Annotated in this window: 17 protein-coding genes and 1 pseudogene; 11 read left to right on the top strand and 7 right to left on the bottom strand. The window is 38.7% G+C overall.

What is annotated here, in order from left to right; translation table 11 throughout:
* Positions 1 to 347: 347 nt before the first annotated feature.
* Positions 348 to 4,376: a DNA-directed RNA polymerase subunit beta gene (gene rpoB, locus ACWIW0_RS02930; protein WP_454452134.1), complete on the top strand. Its 4,029-nt coding sequence runs from the start codon at positions 348 to 350 to the stop codon at positions 4,374 to 4,376.
* A 250-nt stretch (positions 4,377 to 4,626) separates the two neighbouring features.
* Positions 4,627 to 8,904, top strand: a complete 4,278-nt coding sequence (gene rpoC / locus ACWIW0_RS02925; protein WP_454452133.1) for a DNA-directed RNA polymerase subunit beta' — start codon at positions 4,627 to 4,629, stop codon at positions 8,902 to 8,904.
* Positions 8,905 to 8,951: 47 nt separating this feature from the next.
* Here the strand turns inward: rpoC and ACWIW0_RS02920 are convergent, their stop codons facing one another.
* Positions 8,952 to 9,341 carry a helix-turn-helix domain-containing protein gene (locus ACWIW0_RS02920; protein ID WP_454452132.1) on the bottom strand — a complete coding sequence of 130 codons (390 nt, stop codon included), beginning with the start codon at positions 9,339 to 9,341 and terminating at the stop codon, positions 8,952 to 8,954.
* A gap of 124 nt (positions 9,342 to 9,465) precedes the next feature.
* Here ACWIW0_RS02920 and ACWIW0_RS02915 point away from each other — a divergent pair, with 124 nt between their 5' ends.
* The 4 genes and pseudogenes from ACWIW0_RS02915 to ACWIW0_RS02900 form a co-directional block, all read left to right on the top strand.
* On the top strand, positions 9,466 to 9,810 hold the full coding sequence (locus ACWIW0_RS02915) for a hypothetical protein (RefSeq protein WP_454452131.1): 345 nt from the start codon (positions 9,466 to 9,468) through the stop codon (positions 9,808 to 9,810).
* A 47-nt stretch (positions 9,811 to 9,857) separates the two neighbouring features.
* The gene (locus ACWIW0_RS02910) at positions 9,858 to 10,610 is read left to right on the top strand and encodes an endonuclease/exonuclease/phosphatase family protein (protein ID WP_454452130.1); all 753 of its coding nucleotides are present in this window, start codon (positions 9,858 to 9,860) and stop codon (positions 10,608 to 10,610) included.
* Position 10,611: 1 nt separating this feature from the next.
* A complete protein-coding gene (locus tag ACWIW0_RS02905; RefSeq protein WP_454452129.1) occupies positions 10,612 to 11,193 on the top strand; it encodes a CDP-alcohol phosphatidyltransferase family protein in 582 nt (193 codons plus the stop codon).
* A gap of 149 nt (positions 11,194 to 11,342) precedes the next feature.
* Positions 11,343 to 11,954 (top strand): annotated as a pseudogene (locus tag ACWIW0_RS02900) (DNA-directed RNA polymerase subunit beta'); the annotation flags it as partial.
* 54 nt (positions 11,955 to 12,008) lie between these two features.
* On the opposite strand, the gene mutS reads toward ACWIW0_RS02900, so the two are convergent.
* Positions 12,009 to 14,603 (bottom strand): DNA mismatch repair protein MutS, encoded by a 2,595-nt coding sequence (gene mutS / locus ACWIW0_RS02895; protein WP_454452128.1) that lies wholly within the window; start codon positions 14,601 to 14,603, stop codon positions 12,009 to 12,011.
* 229 nt (positions 14,604 to 14,832) lie between these two features.
* On the opposite strand from mutS, the gene secE reads away from it, so the two are divergent.
* A complete protein-coding gene (gene secE, locus ACWIW0_RS02890) occupies positions 14,833 to 15,246 on the top strand; it encodes a preprotein translocase subunit SecE (protein WP_454446132.1) in 414 nt (137 codons plus the stop codon).
* A gap of 1 nt (position 15,247) precedes the next feature.
* Positions 15,248 to 15,820: a transcription termination/antitermination protein NusG gene (gene nusG / locus ACWIW0_RS02885; RefSeq protein WP_157403071.1), complete on the top strand. Its 573-nt coding sequence runs from the start codon at positions 15,248 to 15,250 to the stop codon at positions 15,818 to 15,820.
* Positions 15,821 to 15,952: 132 nt separating this feature from the next.
* On the opposite strand, the gene aroQ is transcribed toward nusG, so the two are convergent.
* From aroQ to ACWIW0_RS02870, 3 genes are read right to left on the bottom strand one after another with little or no spacing between them, the layout of a single operon-like run.
* Positions 15,953 to 16,393, bottom strand: a complete 441-nt coding sequence (gene aroQ / locus ACWIW0_RS02880; RefSeq protein ID WP_454447145.1) for a type II 3-dehydroquinate dehydratase — start codon at positions 16,391 to 16,393, stop codon at positions 15,953 to 15,955.
* Between the two features lie 57 nt (positions 16,394 to 16,450).
* A complete protein-coding gene (arsC, locus tag ACWIW0_RS02875) occupies positions 16,451 to 16,795 on the bottom strand; it encodes an arsenate reductase (glutaredoxin) (RefSeq protein WP_454452127.1) in 345 nt (114 codons plus the stop codon).
* Complete coding sequence (locus ACWIW0_RS02870; protein WP_454447143.1) at positions 16,795 to 18,096, bottom strand: hemolysin family protein; 1,302 nt, start codon at positions 18,094 to 18,096, stop codon at positions 16,795 to 16,797. The genes arsC and ACWIW0_RS02870 overlap by 1 nt, the downstream gene beginning before the upstream one ends.
* A gap of 201 nt (positions 18,097 to 18,297) precedes the next feature.
* Here ACWIW0_RS02870 and ACWIW0_RS02865 point away from each other — a divergent pair, with 201 nt between their 5' ends.
* Positions 18,298 to 19,491 carry a transferrin-binding protein-like solute binding protein gene (locus ACWIW0_RS02865; RefSeq protein ID WP_454452126.1) on the top strand — a complete coding sequence of 398 codons (1,194 nt, stop codon included), beginning with the start codon at positions 18,298 to 18,300 and terminating at the stop codon, positions 19,489 to 19,491.
* Between the two features lie 69 nt (positions 19,492 to 19,560).
* Here ACWIW0_RS02865 and ACWIW0_RS02860 read toward each other — a convergent pair whose 3' ends face one another.
* Positions 19,561 to 20,640 (bottom strand): calcium:proton antiporter, encoded by a 1,080-nt coding sequence (locus tag ACWIW0_RS02860; protein ID WP_454446968.1) that lies wholly within the window; start codon positions 20,638 to 20,640, stop codon positions 19,561 to 19,563.
* Between the two features lie 22 nt (positions 20,641 to 20,662).
* Positions 20,663 to 21,961, bottom strand: coding sequence for an L-cysteine desulfidase family protein (locus ACWIW0_RS02855; RefSeq protein ID WP_454452125.1), 1,299 nt, complete (start codon positions 21,959 to 21,961; stop codon positions 20,663 to 20,665).
* A gap of 267 nt (positions 21,962 to 22,228) precedes the next feature.
* On the opposite strand from ACWIW0_RS02855, the gene carA reads away from it, so the two are divergent.
* Both carA and ACWIW0_RS02845 read left to right on the top strand, forming a co-directional pair.
* Positions 22,229 to 23,371 carry a glutamine-hydrolyzing carbamoyl-phosphate synthase small subunit gene (gene carA, locus ACWIW0_RS02850; RefSeq protein WP_454452124.1) on the top strand — a complete coding sequence of 381 codons (1,143 nt, stop codon included), beginning with the start codon at positions 22,229 to 22,231 and terminating at the stop codon, positions 23,369 to 23,371.
* 30 nt (positions 23,372 to 23,401) lie between these two features.
* The gene (locus ACWIW0_RS02845) at positions 23,402 to 24,241 is read left to right on the top strand and encodes a PhzF family phenazine biosynthesis protein (protein WP_454452123.1); all 840 of its coding nucleotides are present in this window, start codon (positions 23,402 to 23,404) and stop codon (positions 24,239 to 24,241) included.
* The last annotated feature ends 307 nt before the right edge of the window (positions 24,242 to 24,548 follow it).

Genomic DNA, 24,548 nt, shown 5'->3' with positions numbered 1-24,548 from the left:
ACGGTCTAGGATTGACAAAAAATCATCTATCGACTATAATTTTCTCCCTTAATTTTGTACGATTTTTGGCTGATGGGTTTCCATCAGCCATTTTGTGCTTTAAAAATCAAACAGATTTGTGTCGTTTTTTCTGTTTGATATAAATTTTAAGCGGTATGTTTTTTGCAAAAATTTGCAATTATCTAACCGCTTTCCGCCTAATCAAACGCCAGAGCGGTAGTGATTTTTGACCCCTGTTCCCTGATTAGAAAACGGCATCTCGTATCCTTTTTTAATGCCACTTCCTGCCTTTGTTAAGGCGGTTTGTGAACTCAATAACCAAAATAAAAATCAGAGGCTATCTAACAATGGCATACTCATATTCCGAGAAAAAGCGTATCCGTAAGAGCTTTGGTAAACGTCCACAAGTTCTGAACGTACCTTATCTATTAACTATTCAGCTTGATTCTTTTGATAAATTTATCCAAAGAGATCCTGAAGGACAGCAAGGTTTAGAAGCGGCATTCCGTTCAGTCTTTCCTATTGTAAGTAACAATGGTGCGACTGAATTACAATACGTTTCTTATGAACTTGGCGAGCCAGTATTTGATGTGCGTGAATGTCAAATTCGTGGTACAACCTATGCTGCACCATTACGCGTAAAACTTCGTCTTGTTACCTTTGATCGTGAAGCTGCGGCAGGTACGGTAAAAGATATTAAAGAACAAAGCGTGTATATGGGCGAAATCCCTTTAATGACCGATAACGGAACCTTTGTTATCAATGGTACTGAACGTGTTATCGTTTCACAATTACACCGTAGCCCAGGCGTTTTCTTTGATTCTGACAAAGGTAAAACCCACGCATCAGGTAAAGTGCTATATAACGCACGCATCATTCCTTATCGTGGTTCTTGGTTAGATTTTGAATTTGACCCGAAAGACAATTTATATGCACGTATTGACCGTCGCCGTAAATTACCAGCAACAATTATTCTGCGTGCATTAGGTTACACAACCGAAGAAATCTTAGATTTATTCTTCGATAAAATCGTCTTTGATATTGTCGATAACAAATTATTGATGACCCTTGTGCCAGAGCGTCTGCGTGGTGAAACAGCGGCATTTGATATTGAAGCTAATGGCAAAGTTTATGTAGAAAGTGGTCGTCGTATCACTGCTCGTCATATCAAAGCATTAGAAAAAGATAATATTACTCAAATCGAAGTACCAACTGAGTACATCGTAGGTCGTGTGACATCAAAAGATTATATTGATCTTTCAACAGGTGAAGTGATTTGCCCAGCAAATAGCGAAATTAGCCTTGAGATATTAGCCAAATTAGCACAAGCAGGTTATAGCCAAATTGAAGTGCTATTTACTAACGATCTTGATCACGGTGCTTATATTTCTGAAACATTACGAGTAGATCCAACTTGCGATCGTTTAAGTGCGTTAGTTGAAATCTATCGTATGATGCGTCCAGGTGAGCCACCAACGAAAGAAGCTGCTGAAGGCTTATTTGACAATATGTTCTTCTCAACTGACCGCTATGATCTTTCAGCAGTTGGTCGTATGAAGTTCAACCGCTCTTTAGATATTCCTGAAGGTGTAGGTAGTGGTATTTTAAGCAACGATGACATCATCGGTGTGATGAAAAAACTGATCGATATTCGTAATGGTCGTGGTGAAGTTGATGATATTGACCACTTAGGTAACCGTCGTATTCGTTCAGTCGGTGAAATGGCCGAAAACCAATTCCGTATCGGTTTAGTGCGTGTAGAACGTGCGGTGCGTGAGCGTCTTTCATTAGGCGATTTAGATGGCGTAACACCACAAGATTTAATTAACGCTAAACCAATTTCTGCGGCAGTGAAAGAGTTCTTCGGTTCTTCACAGCTTTCGCAATTTATGGACCAAAACAACCCGCTTTCAGAAGTTACACATAAACGCCGTATTTCTGCGTTAGGTCCAGGCGGTTTAACTCGTGAACGAGCAGGCTTTGAAGTGCGTGACGTACACGCAACTCACTATGGTCGTGTGTGTCCGATTGAAACCCCTGAAGGTCCAAACATCGGTTTGATCAACTCACTCTCTGTTTATGCTCGTACCAACGACTACGGTTTCTTAGAAACGCCATATCGTAAAGTGGTTGATGGACAAGTAACCGAAGAGATCGAATACCTTTCTGCAATTGAAGAAGGTAACTATGTTATCGCACAGGCAAACTCTAACTTAGACGAAGATTTCCGCTTTACAGATACCTATGTAACTTGTCGTGGTGAACACGGTGAGTCGGGTTTATACCGTCCAGAAGAAATTCATTATATGGACGTTTCGACACAGCAGGTGGTATCGGTTGCGGCAGCGTTAATTCCATTCCTTGAGCACGATGATGCGAACCGTGCGTTAATGGGTGCGAACATGCAACGTCAAGCAGTTCCAACATTGCGTGCGGATAAACCATTAGTCGGTACTGGTATTGAGAAAGCCGTAGCTCTTGACTCTGGTGTTGCAGTTGTCGCAAAACGTGGTGGTACAATCCAATACGTTGATGCATCACGTATCGTTGTTAAAGTTAATGAAGATGAAACTGTTGCAGGTGAAGCAGGTATTGATATTTATAACTTAATTAAATATACCCGCTCAAACCAAAATACCTGTATCAACCAAATCCCTTGTGTGAAATTAGGTGAGCCAGTTGAACGTGGTGAAATTTTAGCAGATGGTCCATCAACAGATTTAGGTGAGCTTGCATTAGGTCAAAACATTCGAGTGGCATTTATGCCTTGGAATGGTTATAACTTCGAAGACTCAATGTTAGTTTCTGAACGTGTGGTTCAAGAAGATCGTTTCACAACAATTCACATTCAAGAACTTTCTTGTGTAGCTCGTGATACCAAACTGGGTGCAGAAGAGATCACCGCAGATATTCCGAACGTAGGTGAGTCAGCACTAAGCAAACTAGATGAATCTGGTATCGTCTATATCGGTGCAGAAGTGAAAGGCGGCGACATTTTAGTGGGTAAAGTAACCCCTAAAGGTGAAACGCAATTAACACCAGAAGAAAAATTACTGCGTGCAATCTTTGGTGAAAAAGCATCAGATGTAAAAGACTCATCATTGCGTGTGCCAAATGGTACATCAGGTACAGTTATTGATGTTCAAGTCTTCACTCGTGATGGCGTAGAGAAAGATAAACGTGCCAAAGATATTGAAGAAATTCAATTACGTGAAGCGAAAAAAGATTTAACCGAAGAGTTAGAAATTTTAGAAGCGGGTTTATTCACTCGTGTGCGTAATTTACTCATCGAGGGTGGTGTTTCTGAAGCAACATTAGATAAAGTTGCTCGTGAAAAATGGTTAGAGCAAACCTTAGATGATGAAGCAAAACAAAATCAGCTTGAACAGTTAGCAGAGCAACACGAAGAATTACGCAAAGAGTTTGAACGTAAACTTGAGATCAAACGTAATAAGATCATTCAAGGGGACGATTTAGCACCTGGCGTATTAAAAGTAGTGAAAGTATATCTTGCAGTAAAACGCCAAATCCAACCAGGAGATAAAATGGCGGGTCGTCACGGTAACAAAGGGGTTATCTCAAAAATTAACCCAGTTGAAGATATGCCGTACGATGAAAATGGTCAGCCAGTTGAGATCGTATTAAACCCATTAGGTGTTCCATCTCGTATGAACATCGGTCAGATCTTAGAAACTCACTTAGGTTTAGCGGCTCGTGGTATCGGTGATCAAATCAATGCAATGATTAAACAGCAACAATCTGTGGCGAAATTGCGTGAATATATGCAAAAAGCATACGATTTAGGTCACGGTTCACAAGTGGTTGATTTAAGTAAGTTTACTGATGAAGAAGTAATGACACTTGCTCAAAACTTACGTAAAGGTTTACCGCTTGCAACACCAGTATTTGACGGTGCTCACGAAAGCGAAATCAAAGGGTTATTAGAGCTTGGTGGTTTACCTACATCAGGTCAAATTACACTTTATGATGGTCGTACAGGTGAGAAATTCGAGCGTCCAGTAACCGTAGGTTATATGTATATGCTCAAATTGAACCACTTAGTTGATGACAAAATGCACGCTCGTTCAACAGGTTCTTATAGTCTTGTTACCCAACAACCACTTGGTGGTAAAGCACAGTTCGGTGGTCAGCGTTTCGGTGAGATGGAGGTTTGGGCATTAGAAGCGTATGGTGCAGCTTACACCTTACAAGAAATGCTCACAGTTAAATCCGATGACGTGAACGGTCGTACGAAGATGTATAAAAACATCGTGGACGGTACACACTATATGGAACCAGGAATGCCAGAATCTTTCAACGTAATTACGAAAGAGATTCGTGCATTAGCGATCGATATGGAGTTGGACGAAGCGTAGATTAAAATTCTGCCCCCGTTTACGGGGGAAGTACCCTTGCGAAGCAAGGGGGTAGGGGGAAAGCCCCCCTCCCCGCCTGTGGCGGTACTCCCCCCGTAAGCGAGGGGAGAATTTGATCACAACAAGCGGTCAGATTTCGCAAAAAATTTGCAAGAAATGACCGCTTACAACCAAAGATTTTCAGTTGAAATGGCTCTCCATTTTAAGTTAGCCATATCAAGAACAAAAACCTCAAATCAGGGGCAAAAACGTGAAAGACTTAGTTAAGTTTTTAAAAGCACAATCAAAATCAAGTGATGATTTTGATGTAATTAAAATTGGTTTAGCATCACCAGATAAGATCCGTTCTTGGTCTTTCGGTGAAGTAAAAAAACCTGAAACCATCAACTACCGTACCTTTAAGCCAGAGCGTGATGGTCTTTTCTGTGCACGTATTTTCGGGCCGGTAAAAGATTACGAATGTCTTTGTGGTAAATATAAACGTTTAAAACACCGTGGTGTAATTTGTGAAAAATGTGGCGTAGAAGTTACACAAACTAAAGTTCGTCGTGACCGTATGGGACATATCGAATTAGCTTGTCCTGTTGCACACATTTGGTTCTTAAAATCATTACCGTCCCGTATCGGTTTGATTTTAGATATGCCACTGCGTGATATTGAACGTGTGCTTTATTTTGAAAGCTATGTAGTTATCGAACCGGGTATGACTGATTTAGAAAAAAATCAGTTATTAACCGAAGAACAATTCTTAGATGCTGAAGAGCGTTGGGGCGATGAATTTGATGCAAAAATGGGTGCGGAAGGTATTCAAGCCCTATTAAAAGATTTAGATTTAGAGCATCAATGTGAGTTATTACGTGAAGAATTACAAGAAACTAACTCTGAAACTAAACGCAAGAAAATCACTAAACGTTTAAAACTGTTAGAAGCATTTATTCAATCAGGCAATAAACCTGAATGGATGGTAATGACTGTATTACCTGTTCTTCCACCAGATTTACGTCCATTAGTTCCACTTGATGGTGGCCGTTTTGCAACATCAGACTTAAACGATTTATATCGTCGTGTTATTAACCGTAATAACCGTTTAAAACGTTTATTAGATTTAGTTGCACCAGATATTATCGTGCGTAACGAAAAACGTATGTTACAAGAGTCTGTTGATGCGTTATTAGATAATGGTCGTCGTGGTCGTGCAATCACTGGTTCTAACAAACGTCCATTAAAATCGCTTGCCGATATGATCAAAGGTAAACAAGGTCGTTTCCGTCAAAACTTATTAGGTAAACGTGTAGATTATTCTGGTCGTTCTGTAATTACCGTAGGTCCGTACTTACGTTTACACCAATGTGGTTTACCGAAGAAAATGGCGTTGGAATTATTCCGTCCATTTATTTATTCAAAATTAGAAAGTCGTGGTATCGCATCAACCATTAAAGCAGCGAAGAAAATGGTAGAGCGTGAAGATCCGATCGTATGGGATATTTTGGCTGAAGTTATTCGTGAACACCCAATCCTTCTTAACCGTGCACCAACGCTTCACCGTTTAGGTATTCAAGCGTTTGAGCCGTTATTGATTGAAGGTAAAGCGATCCAGTTACACCCACTCGTTTGTGCGGCGTTCAACGCGGACTTCGACGGTGACCAAATGGCGGTTCACGTACCATTAACATTAGAAGCTCAACTTGAAGCTCGTGCGTTAATGATGTCAACCAATAACGTGCTTTCACCAGCAAACGGTGATCCAATTATCGTACCATCTCAAGACGTTGTATTAGGCTTGTACTATATGACCCGTGAGAAAGTAAATGGTAAAGGTGAAGGAATGTATTTCTTAGACCCACGTGAAGCAGAAAAAGCTTATCGTACAGGGCAAGCAGAATTACATTCTCGAGTAAAAGTTCGTGTAACAGAATATGAGAAAAATGAAGCAGGAGAGTTTGTTGCTTCAACCAATTTAGTGGAAACCACCATCGGCCGTTCAATTTTATGGATGATTGCACCAAAAGGTATGCCATTCAAATTGTTCAACCAAACCTTAGGTAAAAAAGCGATTTCTAAATTGATTAACGAAAGCTACCGCCGTTTAGGTTTGAAAGAGTCGGTTATCTTTGCTGACCAAATTATGTACACAGGTTTTGCCTACGCTGCTCGTTCAGGTTCTTCTGTTGGTATTGATGATATGGTTATTCCAGAGCAAAAATACAGCATTATTTCAGCAGCAGAAGCAGAAGTTGCAGAGATCCAAGAACAATTTAACTCAGGTCTTGTAACCGCAGGTGAGCGTTATAACAAAGTAATCGATATTTGGGCAGCAGCAAACGAACGTGTTGCGAAAGCGATGATGGAAAACTTATCAACGGAAGAAGTACTTAACCGTGAAGGTAATCCAGAAAAACAAGCATCATTCAACAGCATCTTTATGATGGCGGACTCAGGAGCTCGTGGTTCTGCGGCTCAGATTCGTCAGTTAGCGGGTATGCGTGGTTTGATGGCTCGTCCAGATGGCTCAATCATCGAAACACCAATTACGGCAAACTTCCGTGAAGGTCTGAACGTTCTTCAGTACTTTATTTCAACCCACGGTGCGCGTAAAGGTTTGGCGGATACTGCGTTAAAAACAGCAAACTCTGGTTACTTAACTCGCCGTTTAGTTGATGTGGCACAAGATTTAGTTATCATTGAAGATGATTGTGGCACCCACGAAGGTATCGTAATGACCCCACTCATCGAAGGTGGTGATGTTAAAGAACCATTGCGTGAGCGTGTGTTAGGACGTGTGGCAGCAGAAGATGTGTTAAAACCAGGTACAGATGAAGTATTAATCCCACGCAACACCTTAATTGATGAAAAATGGTGTGATGTGATCGATGCAGAATCCGTTGATGTGATTAAAGTTCGCTCAGTAGTAACCTGTAACACAGACTTCGGCGTTTGTGCGAAATGTTACGGACGTGACTTAGCTCGCGGTCACTTGATTAACCAAGGTGAAGCAGTCGGTGTTATTGCAGCACAATCAATCGGTGAACCAGGTACACAGCTAACGATGCGTACGTTCCATATCGGTGGTGCGGCATCTGCGGCAGCGAAAGAGTCAAGTATTCAAGTTAAAAATGCAGGTACTTTAAAATTAACTAACGCTAAATTTGTAACCAACAAAGAAGGTAAAATTGTTTTAACTTCTCGTAATACCGAATTAACCGTTGTTGATGCCTTTGGTCGTACTAAAGAGAACTATAAAGTTCCTTATGGTGCGGTGCTTTCAAAAGGTGATGGTGCAGAAGTGAATGTTGGCGAAGTCGTTGCGAACTGGGATCCACATACGATGCCGATCATTTCTGAAGTAAGTGGTTTCATTAAATTTAGCGATGTGGTTGATGGTTTAACCGTAACACGCCAAACCGATGAATTAACTGGCTTATCATCAGTGGTAGTACAAGACGTGGGTGAACGTGCAACTGCAGGTAAAGATCTACGTCCAGCATTAAAACTGGTTGATGCACAAGGTAATGATATCTTTATCGCAGGAACAGATACGGCAGTACAGTATTTCTTACCAGGTAAAGCTATTGTAACCTTAAATGACGGTGCGGAAATTTCAGTGGGTGAAGCATTAGCTCGTATTCCACAAGAATCTACGGCAACTAAGGATATTACGGGTGGTCTTCCACGCGTTGCGGATTTATTTGAAGCTCGTAAACCAAAAGAACCAGCTATTCTTGCGGAGATCTCAGGTATCGTTTCATTTGGTAAAGAAACCAAAGGAAAACGCCGCTTAGTGATCACACCAGCAGAAGGCGAAGCATACGAAGAAATGATTCCAAAATGGCGTCAGCTCAACGTATTTGAAGGCGAAATGGTACAACGTGGTGATGTGATCTCAGATGGTCCAGAAATGCCACACGACATTTTACGTTTACGTGGTGTACACGCAGTAACCGATTATATCGTGAATGAAGTACAAGAAGTTTACCGCTTACAAGGGGTAAAAATTAACGATAAACATATCGAAGTTATTGTTCGTCAAATGTTGCGTAAGGCAGTGATTACCAATGCTTACGATTCAGAATTCTTAGAAGGTGAACAAGTTGAAGTTTCACGCATTAAGATTGTGAACCGTAAACGTGCTGAAGAAGGTAAGCCGCTTGTTGAATTTGAACGCGAATTGCTTGGTATTACCAAAGCATCTCTTGCTACAGAATCTTTCATTTCTGCAGCATCGTTCCAAGAAACAACTCGCGTATTAACCGAAGCAGCGGTTGCAGGTAAACGTGATGAATTACGTGGTTTAAAAGAGAACGTAATCGTAGGTCGTTTAATCCCTGCGGGTACAGGTTTTGCGTATCACCAAAACCGCTCGAAAAAACGTGTAAATAATGATGAAATCGTGGCACTAGAAACGGCAGCATCATCTTTTGCAACAGCAGAAGATATTGAAGCTGAAACACAAAGTTTTATTGCTGATGAAGCAACTCAAAACTTAGCCGCGTTATTAAATGCAGGTTTTGATAGCGATAACGAAGAGTAGTTATTAGATAATGAAGAGAAGCCCCGAACGAAAGTTCGGGGCTCTGTTTAAGATGCGTTTTCTAGTAGTGATATAACTTTTCTTAAAGCTAAGATTTCGTTTTCTTTTTGTTGTAATAATTGGTTTTTATACTCTAATTCTAACTTTTGGCGTTGGTTTTCTGCTACTAATGCTTCATTCATACCAAAGTAGTTTGTGTAATTTGAATGATTATCTCCAATAGAGCACAATACAGGGGTTGCATTATCATCTAAGAGTTGTGCAACATTTATATTAAATACCATTGCAATCTGTTTTAGTTTTTCCAAACTTACATTAGTTTGGCCTCTTTCTATTTTTGCATAGCCTGTCACAGACATATTCAACTTCTCAGCCATATCTTCTTGAGTCCATTGATTCATTTCTCTCATTAGTTTTACTTTTTTGTGGGATTTCATAAATTACTCCAAAAGTGCCGTTTTAGTTCTCAAAGAGTTTTAATTGGTTCTGTGAGTTAGTGGTTAGGAAATAGCTTAAAGTATAACATAAATAAAAAGGTTAACTTATATATGAGGGTATTTTATGAGTAAGAAGGCACTATTTATCGCATTCTCTTTAATGGGTATTTCATCTTTAACATTAGCTGAAAATTTCTGTAGTAAATACGATTGTGAAAGATTTGCTGATCAGATTATTGAAGATGATTCAAGAAGTTGGTTTTTTAACCGTTATGATAGAGGAAGTGCAGAGCTAGTTAGGAACTCTGTATGGGAATCTCCAAGTGGTTTAAAAACTAAATATCGAGTGAATTATACCTATAATGGTGGGATAAGAGGTTGGGCTGAATTAGAGCTTCGAGATGGTGAGTTTTATTGCATTCGCTATCACGATTTTCCAAACGATTGCCGTACTGGACCTAAACGTTAATGGTTGAGATTGGATAGCCTATTTTTATGTAGATTATTAGGAATTCTATGCAAAATACTCAGTTACGAATTATTACTTGGAATGCCAATCGTAATAATCTATTTGATAAATCTATTCTCGAACATTTATTAGATAGGAGATTTGATATTCTTTTTCTTCAAGAAATAAATGATTTGAATTTAGAGCTTATCAAAGATAAGTTTGATGGTTATCATTTTTATATAGCAAAAGAAGTTCTCTATTCATTTACAAAGAGGAAAGAGTATTATTTAGTTACATTAGTCAAAAAAGATATTATCAGTAGTCTCCTATTTCAAGAAAGTAGAAAATTAAAATCTGTTATTTCTCCATTGTATAAGATGGTTAGTCGATCTATCGACATAGAATATAGCAAGATTATTATCTTACTTCATGAAAAGCCAGTTACATTGATAAATTGTCATTTGCAGTATGCTACTTCTCCAAAGATAAGAGAACGGCAGCTGCTAGGTATTTTATCTAATATTGATACTGAGTATTTTATTTTGTCTGGGGATTTGAATACTTTCTCTAAATTCCCAATTTCAATTCTCTTTGGTGGGCTGTTTGGATATGATCATCAGGAATATAAAGTAAATGAATCAAAGCTGTTATTGAATAACTCCCATTTTAATTCTGGTAGAAATATTAATACTACTATTTATTTTACTGGAAAGTTAGATTGGGTTTTGTTTTCAAAATCAATTGAGATTCGAGAGGAATATACCCTATCTAGGTTAGGGTCTGACCACTATCCATTGGTTGTAACTTGTGAGTTTTAATATGGATTACTTTAATCAAGAAGAAAGACTTAAACAAAGAAATTTTGCTGATTTTCGAGATAGAATCTTAAGAAATATAATTGTTTTTTGTGTAAATAACCAGATTTCTAAAAACAAGGCTTCATTTATTGGAGTTATATTCCTAGTTATCGCTTGTGTAATCAATCCATTTAAATATTATTGGCTGGTTGCAATTTTTTTATTCTTTTATCTGTTTTTTGATGCGGTTGATGGTGGGATTGCTAGATATACTAATACAGCAAGTGAAAATGGGAGTGTAATAGATATTATTTGTGACCAACTTGGTGTGGTTTTATTAACAGCATCAGCTATGTATTTCTATAATGTAGATAATATAGCATCGTTATTATATGCTAGCAGCTATATTGCTTTCATTATATTGGTGGTTTATTTGAATCAACAGAATATTAGAACTTTACCATTTATTAGAGTTAAGTATATTTTCTATGCACTATATATAATATCTCCTTTTATTGGTGTGGAAACTATATATTACTTTGTTTGTTTTTTTTCAATATATTATTCAGGAATGTTTTTGTTCTTTATAAGATACTTAATTTGAATTGTGAAAATAAATTTTTGTGAATAGATTTAGTGCATTGCTATCGGATTAGATAGACTATATTTTTTTATAATTAGAAATCCGATATATTCTATATCACGATACAACAGCATATAAAGGTATAGATTTAATAGGAACTTGGATACTGTTTACGTGGTGTTCACGCCGTTACTGACTACATCGTTAATGAAGTACAAGAAGTTTACCGCTTACAAGGGGTAAAAATTAACGATAAACATATCGAAGTTATTGTTCGTCAAATGTTGCGTAAGGCAGTGATTACCAATGCTTACGATTCAGAATTCTTAGAAGGTGAACAAGTTGAAGTTTCACGCATTAAGATTGTGAACCGCAAACGTGCTGAAGAAGGTAAGCCGCTTGTTGAATTTGAACGTGAATTGCTTGGTATTACCAAAGCATCTCTTGCAACGGAGTCATTCATTTCAGCAGCATCGTTCCAAGAAACAACCCGCGTATTAACCGAAGCAGCGGTTGCAGGTAAACGTGATGAATTACGTGGCTTAAAAGAGAACGTAATCGTAGGTCGTTTAATCCCTGCGGGTACAGGTTTTGCGTATCACCAAAACCGCTCGAAAAAACGTGTAAATAATGATGAAATCGTGGCATTAGAAACGGCAGCATCATCTTTTGCAACAGCAGAAGATATTGAAGCTGAAACACAAAGTTTTATTGCTGATGAAGCAACTCAAAACTTAGCCGCGTTATTAAATGCAGGTTTTGATAGCGATAACGAAGAGTAGTTTTATGTTTACAAAGCCCTGGTTTCTGAAGAAACTAGGGCTTTTTTATGTCTGTTAAATTAACTCTTTTAACTTATACAGTACTTCCAACGCTTGTTTAGGCGTAAGCTCATTTGGGTCAATCTCTTTCAAAGCCAATTCAACTTTTGAAGGTGCTACAAGCGGTGAGATTTCCGCTGAATTTTGCAAATGAGTACCAAACAACAAATCTTGTTGGGGGGGCTCGTTGAGTTGAGCTGTTTGTTGTGATAATTGCTCAAGTTGAGCTAATTTTTGTTTCGCTAATTGAATCACCTGTTTTGGCACGCCTGCTAAAGCGGCCACAGCCAAGCCGTAACTTTTACTCGCTGCACCCTCTTGCACACTGTGCATAAAAGCAATGGTGTCATTATGCTCCAACGCATCTAAGTGGACGTTTGCAACACCTTTCAGCTGATTAGGTAAACTGGTTAATTCAAAATAGTGAGTAGCAAACAGTGTTAGTGATTGGGTTTTCTTCGCCAACCATTCCGCACAAGACCAAGCAAGCGATAAGCCATCGTAGGTTGATGTACCACGCCCAATTTCATCAACTAAGACAAGGCTATTTTCCGTTGATTGATGAAGAATGTTTGCCATTTCCGTCATTTCAACCATAAAAGTCGAACGCCCAGAAGCAAGATCATCTGATGCCCCAATTCGAGTAAAGATGCGATCAATCGGTCCAATTTCCGCACTCTCTGCGGGTACAAAACTGCCGATATACGCCATTAAAGTAATTAAGGCTATTTGACGCATATAAGTGCTTTTCCCGCCCATATTCGGCCCTGTTACAATCAATAAATGGCGTTGAGCATTAAGATAAACAGGGTTAGCAATAAACGGGGTTTTCAACACTTGCTCAACTACGGGGTGGCGACCGCCTTTAATATTGATCGTTCTCTGTGATGTAAAGGTCGGCATTACATAGTTGAGATTTTCCGCTCTTTCCGCAAGATTTGTCAGCAAATCAAGTTCAGCTAGTACTAAACTCGCAAGCTGTAATTGAGCAAGATGTGGCAAGAGCAGATCAAACAGTTCATCATAAAGTTGTTTCTCAAGTGCCAGTGATGCCCCTTTCGCTTTTAGCACCTTATCTTCATAGGTTTTTAACTCAGGGATAATATAGCGTTCCGCATTTTTGAGTGTTTGACGGCGAACATAGTGCATCGGGGCTCGATGTGCTTGCCCTTGACTAATTTGAATATAGTAACCATGTACCGCATTAAAACCGATTTTTAGCGTATCAATGCCTGTTTTTTCTCTCTCACGAGTTTCTAAATCTTCAAGATATTGGGTTGCACCTTCTGCAAGCGAACGCCATTCATCTAGCTCTGCATTATAACCTGTGGCAATCACCCCCCCATCTCGAATAAGCTGTGGTGGATTTTCAACTAAGGCTTTTTCAAGGCATTGTTGGAGAGATGTGAAATCACCTATTTGCTGTAAAGTTTGATCTAAACAAGCGGTAAGATTTTGTGAAAATTTTGCAATTTCTGGAATTTGAACCAAGGCAGTTTTCAAACGAGTTAAATCTCGTGGGCGAGCAGTACGCAACGCCACGCGAGCTAAAATCCGCTCCATATCTCCCACTTGTTGTAACAACGGTTGAAGCGGTTCGATTCGCTCGTTTTTTTGCAAAGCAAGAATAATTTGCTGACGATTAGTTAGCTTAACCACATCTCGAATAGGTTGGTGAATCCAACGTTTGAGTAAGCGACTACCCATTGGGGTAACACATTTATCAAGGACTGAAGCAAGGGTATTTTCTACACCACCTGCAAGGTTGGTCGTTAGCTCCAAATTACGTCGAGTTGCTGCATCAAGCAAAACAGTATCGCTATTTTGAGCAAGATGAATGGCATTGATATGCGGAAGTGCTGTTCGTTGTGTTTCTTGTGCGTAATGAAGTAAACAACCAGCAGCACATAAAGCAACAACCGCTTTTTCAACACCAAAGCCCGTTAGGTTTTGTGTGCCAAATTGACGATTGAGCAGTTGAATAGCCGTAACAAGTTCAAACTCCCATATAGGACGGCGGCGTAAGCCTTTGTAATGCTCAAGAATCGACATTTCAGCAAAATCTTCAGGATAAAGAATTTCTGCTGGTTGTGTTCGTTGTAATTCGGCAGATAATGTTTCTTTATTAGCTAATTCACTAATTAAAAAACGCCCTGATGTCATATCTAGGGTTGCGAGAGCAAAGGTTGTTTTTTCTTGATAAACACAGGCAACTAAGTTGTCTTGACGCTCTGGAAGTAACGCTTCATCACTGACAGTGCCAGGTGTAACAATGCGAACAACTTTACGTTCCACAGGGCCTTTACTGGTATTCGGATCCCCCACTTGTTCACAAATTGCAACGGATTCCCCTAAAGCAACTAATTTAGCCAAGTAACCTTCTACTGCGTGATAAGGCACCCCCGCCATTGGGATTGGCTCACCTGCGGATTGTCCTCTCTTGGTTAAGGATATATCCAACAATGCGGCCGCTTTTTTGGCATCATCATAAAAAAGCTCGTAAAAGTCTCCCATACGATAAAACAACAAAATATCTGGATTTTGTGCTTTGAGTTGGAGATATTGCGCCATCATTGGCGTATGTTGTTGAGAATTTTCTATATTTTTCATTGGGTTATAGTTATATAAAGCGTGTTTTTTGATAGATAAAGATATTATTTTTAGGTCATTATACTTTAACTCTATTTAGAGCAAGTACTCTTTTTCCAAACCATAGGAGCATTCAAAAGAGTAAATACAACAAATTTTATAAAAGATCGTGGCAAGTGAGCAATAAAATGCTAGAATTGCACGCTTTAAAATTTGAACGTTCTATTTTATTAACAAATCTAGGTTGTCTATGTCTAAAGAAAATCAACAAAATAACCCTAAACAGATTGAAAACAAGGGTGTGAAAAGTAAAGGCGTAAACAGTGCTTTATGGGTTTTATCTATTGCGTGTATTGCCGTAGCTGCAATCGGCAATGTCTATTTCGCAAGCCATTTTTCATTGATTGTACGCGTATTGTTATTAGTTGCTTTATTGGTTGTCGGTGTTGGATTAGCTGCAATTACTAACCAAGGTCAAAAAGCAATTGGTTTTATCAAAGATTCTCGTCAAGAATTGCGTAAAATCGTGTGGCCAACTCGCCCTGAAACAACACAAACAACATTGATTGTCGGTGCTATCTGTTTAGTTGTTGCATTAGCTTTATGGGGCATTGATTCTTTGATTGTTTCAATCATTACATTCTTAACAAATTTGAGGTTCTAAAATGAGCGAAATCGAACTAGAAACCAAAGAAGCAAAGAGAATGCGCTGGTATGTATTACAAGCCTTTTCAGGTTTTGAAGCACGAGTAGCAATGACTTTGCGTGAGTATATTAAACTTCATAATATGCAAGATCAGTTCGGCGAAGTGCTTGTCCCAACCGAAGAAGTGGTTGAAAATGTGGCTGGTCGTCGCCGTAAAACGGAACGTAAATTCTTTCCTGGTTATGTATTAGTTCAAATGGAAATGAATGATGACACTTGGCACTTAGTAAAAAGTGTTCCGCGTGTAATGGGTTTTATCGGTGGTACAGCAGATAAACCAGCACCAATCAGCCAAAAAGAAGCTGAACGTATTCTTAATCGAGTACAAGAAACAGCGGACAAGCCACGCCATAGAAAAGAATTTCAACCAGGTGAAGAAGTTCGTGTTACTGAAGGCCCATTTGCAGACTTTAATGGTACTGTGGAAGAAGTGGATTATGAAAAAGGTCGCTTGAAAGTGTCTGTGTCAATCTTCGGACGTGCAACCCCTGTTGAGCTTGAATTTAACCAAGTAGAAAAACAGAACGGTTAGTTCCTAATATTTATCTACAAATTAAAAATTGCTAGCCTAATTAAATTAGGCTAGCAATTTTTTTGGGTGAAATGGACAAAATGGTTGCTGGTTTATCCATTGCACCTATCTTTTAAATAGGAAATATGAGTACTATGCTTTATTCAGGGATTGAATTGCATAATCCAATGCATATTCATAGCCTTTTGCACCTAGTCCACAAATGACTCCTTTGGCAATATCACTTAGATAAGAGTGGTGGCGGAATGGTTCGCGAGCGTGAACATTGGAGAGATGTACTTCAACAAATGGAATTGCCACTGCTAATAAAGCATCACGCAAAGCCACACTAGTATGCGTAAATGCGGCAGGGTTAATAATAATGAAATCAACCTTTCCAAATGCTTGATGAATACGATTTATGAGCGGTTCTTCGCCGTTAGCTTGAAAATAATCAAGCTGAAAACCTTGTTGTTTAGCCAGTTGTTGTAAATGTTGTTCAATATCAGACAATGTTTGAGAACCATAAATTTGTGGCTCTCTTTTACCTAACATATTCAAGTTTGGTCCATTAAGTAGCAGAATGTTTTTCATTATTTCCCTTAGCTTGTTGCATTCAAGCGGTCTGTTTCGTTAAATATTTTGTAAATGTTAAAGCAACGATTTTACCAACTCTGGTGGTCTGCAAAATTTTGTACCTTTCTCTCCGCTTACAAAAGGGCGATTCAATAATCTTGGATATTGTGCCATTAACTGAATAATGGCATCGTCTGAAAGGTTTTTTCCAACAATATGTTGAGTATATTCATCAACATCTGTGCGTAATGCGTCTTGTAATAAAATGCCACTTTCTTGAATTAGCCTTTGAATTGTTTCTTGTGAAAGGGGCGTTTTAAGATACTCAACAATAATCGGCTCAATACCTGCTTGTTGTATAAGTGCCAAAGTTTCACGCGATTTGCTACATTTAGGATTATGATATAAAGTAATTGCCATTATTCCTCCGCTTTAATGTCTTTGCGTAGAGACACCATCAGTTGATCGATTTTAAAATTCTCGGTGTCAATAATCTCAAATTTATACTGTTCAAATAGCACAAAATCAGTCTTTTTCGGGATTTTTCGTAACATATACATCATAAATCCACTGATTGTTTCGTAATTTTCTTGATTTGGGAATGCTTCAATATTCAATGCACGCATTACATCTTCTAATGGTGTTGAGCCATCAATTAGCCACGAATCTTCATCTCGGCGAACAATCTGCTCTTCTTCATTAGAAACCAGCTCCCCCATTACAATACTCATTACGTCATTTAGAGTTACAATACCCACCACAAGTGCATATTCATTGATGATAACCGCAAAATCTTCCCCTGACGATTTGAATAACTCAAGCACTTCATAAAGCGAAAGCGTGTCTGGAATATAAAGTGCCTTGCGTAGTACTCGATTATCCGTCAGCGAAACAATATCTTGTTGCAAATAGAGCGTTAATAGCGTGTGTGATTCAACATAGCCGATAATTTTGTCAAGGCTGCCATCGGTAATCAATAATTTAGAATGCGAATTTTGCTGTAAGGTTTCTAAGGTTTGCTGACGGGTAAAGGATTTATCTAAATAGACAATATGCTCACGGGTTGTCATTGTTGATGTTACCGTTCGTTGCTGCATATCAAAAATATTTTCAATTAAATAATGTTCCTGTGTTTTTAACACCCCAGCTTCAGCTCCTGCATCGACAATCGCAATAATATCCTCTGGGGTCATACTCTCTTGGCGAATCGTTGAAATACGCAAAATACGGAATAACCCATTGGCTAAGCTGTCGAATAACAAAACTAATGGCTTGAATAAGAAAATGCTGAAAGTCATAATTCTCACCATTTTTACTGCCACTTTTTCAGGGTTTGCCATTGCCATTCGTTTTGGCATTAAATCAGCAAATACAATAAAAGACATCGTAACCAAAGCAAAGGATAGCCAAGAAGAGACACTTTCTAGCCATTCCGCTTGGCTATACTTAGACAAAAATGTATAGACATAGGGCGTAATTTGTCCCTCACCAATCATACCACCTAAAATAGCAACCATATTTAGCCCAATTTGTACAACGGTAATAAATTGTCCTGGCTGTTCTTGAAGTTCTAAGACTTTCTTAGCGCGTAAATCGCCCTCATTTGCCATCTGCTGTAACTTCAACTTTCTCGCTCCAGCGAGTGAAATCTCGCCCGATGAAATAATCGCACTGATAATAATCAGCAAAATAATGCTTAAAATTGACTCAAATAATCCCATAATTTTTATTCTGTTTAAAAAATACCAAGCGATTATAGCAAAGCCCCTAAAGGACGCAAAATTCTCATAGTAGAAAGAATATTTGGCATATTGGTTTTAAATGAAAATAAATATCATTTTTGTTGGTGTTTTGTAACATAGGTGATACAATGGTTGACATTACTTTAATTATATTTACAAAAATATCATTCTGGAGAAATTATGAAAAAATTACGTTTAAGTCTTCTTGCAACTACTTGTGTAGTTGCAATTACTGCTTGTGTATCAGATAAACCTAATAATCAAACATCTCATACCACAGCAACGTCTAATCCGGTGAATAATGCAGCCAAAGAAGCAACAAAAGCTGAAGAAACCCCTAAAGCTGAAGAAACCCCTAAAGCTGAAGAAACCCCTAAAGCTGAAGAAACCCCTAAAGCTGAAGAAACTCCTAAAGCTGAAGATACTCCACAATCTGAAGAATCTCGTATTGGAAAAAATACAATCGAAATTACTAAAGGATTTGAATCTTCTGGAACATTCCTAAGAGAGGGTACTATTAATAAAGATAATACTAATACAATAGGTGATTCAACAAGACAAGATTTCAAGAAGAACTTCAGCTATGTTAGTGGAAAATTATTTTCATATGAAAATGGTATGTTAGTTAATTATGATCTGCCAAAGGATAATATTGAACTCAATGAGATAACGATAGATGGTCATAAATTTGTATTGTATTCTCCAAATGAAATTGTCGAATATAAGAAAACATATCCAACAAACTTTGAAGTTAAAACACTTACGGGAGAAAATGATCAAAAAGTTGGAATGGTAGGAAGTTTACCTAAAGGAGGAGCATTTAGAACTGAATTTGCTCAATTACGGTATGGCTATATAACTAAAGATGGTAAAAGTTCATTGTTTGTACAAGGTCATTTAACTCCGGAAAAAGAAACCATTCAGTCTCCTTATATTCATTTGTATTATGGTCAAAATGGTGATAGACATTTACAAGGTCAAGAGCTAAAACCAATGCCAGATTCAGGTGTGTTTGAGTATTCAGGGTTTGCATTCTATGGTAAAGACAATGAGTATAACCAACTTGACTCAAAAGCTATCGCAGATTTCAGTAATAAAGAAGTTCATATTAAACTTTCAGAAGGCGAAAATACCAAATTTAGATTATTTGGACAGATTAAAGGCAACTCGTTTGATGGAAATAAAGATGACACACTAGTAAAAGGAGCGTTTTTCGGTTCTGCTGCACAAGATATTGGCGGAACATTCTATACAACTAGTGGTGAAATGAAAGATTATCATGGCGTTTTTGGATCCACAAAACTAGGGTGTAACAGAGCAGGTACTCGTTGTACACCAGCTACGGAAGAGGCAATTAAGTCAATTAAAGAATAATTATTAGATATGTAAATTATATGTAGAAGATCAGATTTTCTCTGATCTTCTACACTTCAAGTTGGCACCCTAAGGCACAATCACTGTAAAAACATATGCGGCTAGGTTTACCAATAACACGATACCGTAGAGCATATTAGAACGTCCGTGGTTGAGCGAGACCATTACCACAAAGGTAGATAATGCAAGTAGTACCATTGATTTCCAGTCTAAACCTAATACCATATTGATGTCGTACATTAGACATACAATAACAACAGACGGAATAGTTAAACCGATACTGGCTAATGCTGAACCTAAGGCTAAGTTTACGCTTGTTTGTAATCTGTTACGGCTTGCCGCAGTTAAAGCAGCTAACCCTTCTGGCATTAATACTACCGCAGCGATGATAACCCCGACTAATGCAAGTGGTGCACCTGCACTCACCACCATACTTTCAATTGTTGGCGATAATGCTTTTGCAAGTAAAACAACAATTCCTAAACAAACCACTAACAGCAACAAACTGATTAACGCTACTTTGGTTGAAGGTGGCTCGGCGTGATGCTCTGGATTATCATCATCGGCTAAGAAATAATCACGATGGCGAACTGTTTGTACCATAATAAATGCCCCGTAAAGGACTAACGATGCGATTGCAACAAAGACTAGCTGTGATGGGCTATATGTTGGGCCCTCAGTTGTTGTGGTGAAATTCGGCAAAATTAGGGTAAACGCTAAAATTGAAATGAGCGTAACTAATGCGGTACTGACAGATTTTTTACTAAAAAATTGTTCGTGGTGTTTAAGTCCACCTATCAATAAACAGCCACCTAAAATACCATTTAAGATCAGCATAATTGCTGCAAATACAGTATCTCGTGCAAGATATGCGGCATTATCACCACCTGCAATCATTAGTGATACGATAAGTGCCACTTCAATGACGGTAATCGCCAACGCTAAAATAATTGTACCGAAGGGTTCTCCAACTTTGTGAGCGACAACTTCAGCGTGGTGAACAGCAGAAAGGACACTACCAATCAATAATGCTCCGCCACCAATTTGTAGCCATAAACTATCTTTTACCCCAACAAAATAAATAACCCACGCCAAAATAGGTAAAATAACCGACCATAACGGTAAAGGAGAATGTGTGTTGTTTGCCATAAAACCTCTCTGTTATTAAAAATTAGCAATCTTGCTCTTTTGTACTCATTATTTCAATAATCTGTCTATCCATATACACCATACTTTTCGTAGCAATGGCACAAAGATTATTGATTGATTTATCTACACTATGTTCCACAATGCCTTCATTGCCTGTTACTCGGCTATTATCTAATGCCATTAGTACGGCTTTATAAGCAGATGAAACGCCCGTAGAAACTTTCATTGCACAGCTATTTGCTGCACCATCACATAACACACCGCTAATATCGCCAATCATACTGCAAATAGCCATACTAATGGCATTAAAACGCCCGCCCAGTAAGTATGCCATTCCTGCGGCACTTCCCATTGCAGCGGTTGTTACCGCACATAATGCGGAAAGTTTTGGTAATTTGCTATGGATATAAATTGCAATGGTATGTGATAAAAATAATGCTCTGATGAGTTGTTCATCATTTGCATTCACAAAGCGAGCAACAATTACCGATGGCATTGTTGCTGCAATTCCTTGATTGCCTGAACCTGAATTACTCATTGCAGGTAGTAACGCCCCTCCCATTCGGGCATCTGATGCGGCTGTCGTTTCAATTACAATCCGATTAAGTAAGTCATTTGAAAGTAACCCAAGTTCAATTTGTTTGCGTAATGTCCTACCAATATGTAAACCGTACTCTTTCTCTAAACCTTCTTTAGATAAGGCACTATTGAGCTTAGCAGCCTCAGCAATAAAAGCAATTTGTTCAAGGGGAGCTTGCATTGCAAAATCATAAATATCCTGAGCAGTAAGCTGATTGAAAAAGTGATAATCATCGACCACCTCAATAACTTCCGCTTGTTTTTGGAATAAAATCTCGCCATTTTTCTCAATCAGTACTACATTCGTGTGAGAATCTTGAATACAGACTTTAACCCACCCTTGTTCACCTAACACAAGAGACTCGGAATAAAGGGGAAAATCAACATTAGCAATATCAACACTAACTTGGTTTGCATCAAGCATTGCTTTTGCTTGTTCAACATCTTTTGGTTGAATATTTTTCAATACTTCCAGTCCCGCATCAGCATCACCTGCAATTGCCCCTACTGCGGCAGCAATTGGTAATCCCACCATACCAGTTCCAGGCACTGTTACCCCCATTCCATTCTTCATTAGGTTTGGTGAAACTTTTGCTTGAATCTGCAATAAATCTGAGCCTAAATAGGAAACCGCAATAGCCGAAGCCAAAGCGAGTGAGATTGGCTCAGTACAACCTAATGCTGGGGCTACATCACGTTTTACAATTGCGATCAACTGATCGCCAAATTCTATATTTTTCATCCAACTCTCAACTTTTGTAAAAAAACGTAACATTCTAACCGCTTGTATCTCTTGATAAAAACAAAATTTCAGATCAGTTATTTACTTGTGAATAAAAATGCAATATAAGTGAATTTAATTTCGTGTTTGTGCTTATGTTGTGACTTTTCGCAAGTTTAACTTGAATGCAATCGTTTGCTCTATTAAACTTAGTCGCCTACTTCTAGCAAAGGTTAATGGCGACTCGAAAGTACCAACCAACAGAGTTTATTATTAGGAGTAAAAATAATGTCGAAACCAGCAATTCTTGTTCTTGCAGATGGTTCAGTTTTTCACGGGAAATCCATTGGTTATGATGGCTTTACTATTGGTGAAGTGGTCTTTAATACTGCAATGACGGGTTATCAAGAAATTCTTACCGATCCTTCTTATCATCATCAAATTGTTACTTTAACTTATCCCCATATTGGTAACACAGGGGCAAATGACGAAGATACCGAATCCCGTTCCGTTTACGCCGCAGGTTTAATTATTCGTGATCTTCCACTTTTACACAGCAACTTCCGTTCTAATATTTCCCTTCAAGATTACCTTGTAAAAAATAAAACTGTTGCCATTGCTGATATTGATACTCGCCGTTTAACACGTATTTTGCGTGATAAAGGTGCTCAAGCAGGCTGTATTTATGTCGGAACAGATGAAGTGAAAGCATTGGAATTAGCAAAAAGCTTTGGTTCAATGGCAGGACAGGATCTCGCACAACGTGTAACGTGCAACGAGCTTTATCAATGGACAGAAGGTGAGTGGCATTTACCTGTTTCAAATGATGGTAAAGCTTATGAAACGCAAACTAAACCAGAATTTCACGTTGTCGCCTACGATTTTGGCGTCAAACACAATATTTTAAGAATGCTAGCCGAACGTGGTTGTCGCTTAACCGTAGTACCAGCAAAAACATCAGCAGAGGCGGTATTAGCGCTAAATCCAGATGGTATTTTCTTATCTAACGGACCTGGCGACCCAGAGCCTTGTGATTATGCAATCACCGCTATTCAAAAATTATTAGCCACGAAGAAACCGATTTTTGGTATCTGCTTAGGACATCAGTTACTTGGTTTAGCCGCTGGCGGTAAAACGAAGAAGATGGCATTTGGACATCACGGAGCCAACCACCCAGTACAAGATCTCGATAGCCAAAAAGTATTAATCACTAGCCAAAACCACGGTTTTGAAGTTGATGAAACGAGCTTACCTGCAAACGTGCGAGTAACTCATCGTTCTTTATTTGACGGCACAGTACAAGGAATTGAATTAACCGATCAATCAGCGTTTTCATTCCAAGGACACCCAGAAGCTAGCCCAGGCCCAAATGATGTTGCTTACTTATTTGACCGTTTTATCACTGAATTGAGAAAGGCGAAAACAGCTTAATAGTTGATAGACATTTGGAGCAGAACACTAATGCGAACTTACCCATTCAAATTGGTAAACGTCTTTGCCGAAAGCCATTTTGGTGGTAATCCATTGGCGGTGTTTCCCCAAGCGGACGGCTTGAGCGATGAAGAAATGCAGCAGATCGCAACACAGTTTAATTTAAGTGAAACGGTATTTGCTTTTCGTTCACAAAATGCAGTGGCAGATCTACGCATTTTTACTCCTGCTTATGAACTACCGCTTGCAGGGCATCCGACTTTAGGTTGTGCTTATGTGTTACAGCAACAGCAAAATTTACCTGAACAATTTGTGCTAAATACCCCTGCGAAAGCGGTTAGATTATGCGGAAAAAATGCAAAAATGGAGATGGCGATTACAGGCTACACCATTCAGGCAAGTAAAGCGAAAGCAATCGAACTCGCGAATGCACTGAGGTTAAGTGAAAGTGATATATCCCCAACAGCTTATTGGCTAAATAGTGGCTCACCACAACTCCTGTTACAGCTCAAAAACCATATAAGTCTTGAACGAATTAAGGTAGATTTTGCTCAGTTAGCACACATTTGCCAACAAGATAATGGACGAACAGCGATTTATGTTTGGTATGAGCAAGATGACACTATCTTTAGCCGTTTTTTCTATGGGGATAATGGCGTTATTCTTGAAGATAGTGGCACAGGATCTGCCTGTGCAAATTTAGGGGCTTATTTTCTCTCACAAAGCAAATTTCCGCTTACTCGCAAAATTCATCAAGGCGACCAAATGGGCAGACCAAACCGCCTTTCTTTAAGGCTTGATGAACAACAGACAATTTATGTTGGTGGGAATGTGATTGAAGTTGGTGAAGGGAATTTTAAGCTACCGTAACAAGCGGTGAGATGTTGAGAGAAATTTGCAAAATCTTATGAAGAAATGACCGCTTGTAGAGATGGGCAATGTATAAACTTCGTTTTTACGACTGCCAAATCTCCCCTAACCCCTCTTTGCTAAAGAGGGGAACAGATTGAAGAAACTTATTCATTCATCTGAAAATTAAAAACCGTATTGAAGAACATCGATTTTAGATTGAACTAATTCTTCTGCTAAAAGGGAACAGATTGAGGAAATTTATCATTCATCTGAAAATTAAAGAATCGTATTGAAGAACATCGATATTGAATTTTCGAACGAGCAA

Source organism: Ursidibacter sp. B-7004-1, from assembly GCF_053654055.1.
The sequence above is the reverse complement of the archived record's forward strand: the minus strand, read 5'-3'. Positions and strand labels throughout refer to the sequence as shown.

Coding starts and splice junctions, on each gene's coding strand:
- rpoB (WP_454452134.1), top strand. CDS start 348: ATGGCATACTCATATTCCGAGAAAAAGCGTATCCGTAAGAGCTTTGGT.
- ACWIW0_RS02920 (WP_454452132.1), bottom strand. CDS start 9,341: ATGAAATCCCACAAAAAAGTAAAACTAATGAGAGAAATGAATCAATGG.
- ACWIW0_RS02915 (WP_454452131.1), top strand. CDS start 9,466: ATGAGTAAGAAGGCACTATTTATCGCATTCTCTTTAATGGGTATTTCA.
- ACWIW0_RS02910 (WP_454452130.1), top strand. CDS start 9,858: ATGCAAAATACTCAGTTACGAATTATTACTTGGAATGCCAATCGTAAT.
- ACWIW0_RS02905 (WP_454452129.1), top strand. CDS start 10,612: ATGGATTACTTTAATCAAGAAGAAAGACTTAAACAAAGAAATTTTGCT.
- mutS (WP_454452128.1), bottom strand. CDS start 14,603: ATGAAAAATATAGAAAATTCTCAACAACATACGCCAATGATGGCGCAA.
- secE (WP_454446132.1), top strand. CDS start 14,833: ATGTCTAAAGAAAATCAACAAAATAACCCTAAACAGATTGAAAACAAG.
- nusG (WP_157403071.1), top strand. CDS start 15,248: ATGAGCGAAATCGAACTAGAAACCAAAGAAGCAAAGAGAATGCGCTGG.
- aroQ (WP_454447145.1), bottom strand. CDS start 16,393: ATGAAAAACATTCTGCTACTTAATGGACCAAACTTGAATATGTTAGGT.
- arsC (WP_454452127.1), bottom strand. CDS start 16,795: ATGGCAATTACTTTATATCATAATCCTAAATGTAGCAAATCGCGTGAA.
- ACWIW0_RS02870 (WP_454447143.1), bottom strand. CDS start 18,096: ATGGGATTATTTGAGTCAATTTTAAGCATTATTTTGCTGATTATTATC.
- ACWIW0_RS02865 (WP_454452126.1), top strand. CDS start 18,298: ATGAAAAAATTACGTTTAAGTCTTCTTGCAACTACTTGTGTAGTTGCA.
- ACWIW0_RS02860 (WP_454446968.1), bottom strand. CDS start 20,640: ATGGCAAACAACACACATTCTCCTTTACCGTTATGGTCGGTTATTTTA.
- ACWIW0_RS02855 (WP_454452125.1), bottom strand. CDS start 21,961: ATGAAAAATATAGAATTTGGCGATCAGTTGATCGCAATTGTAAAACGT.
- carA (WP_454452124.1), top strand. CDS start 22,229: ATGTCGAAACCAGCAATTCTTGTTCTTGCAGATGGTTCAGTTTTTCAC.
- ACWIW0_RS02845 (WP_454452123.1), top strand. CDS start 23,402: ATGCGAACTTACCCATTCAAATTGGTAAACGTCTTTGCCGAAAGCCAT.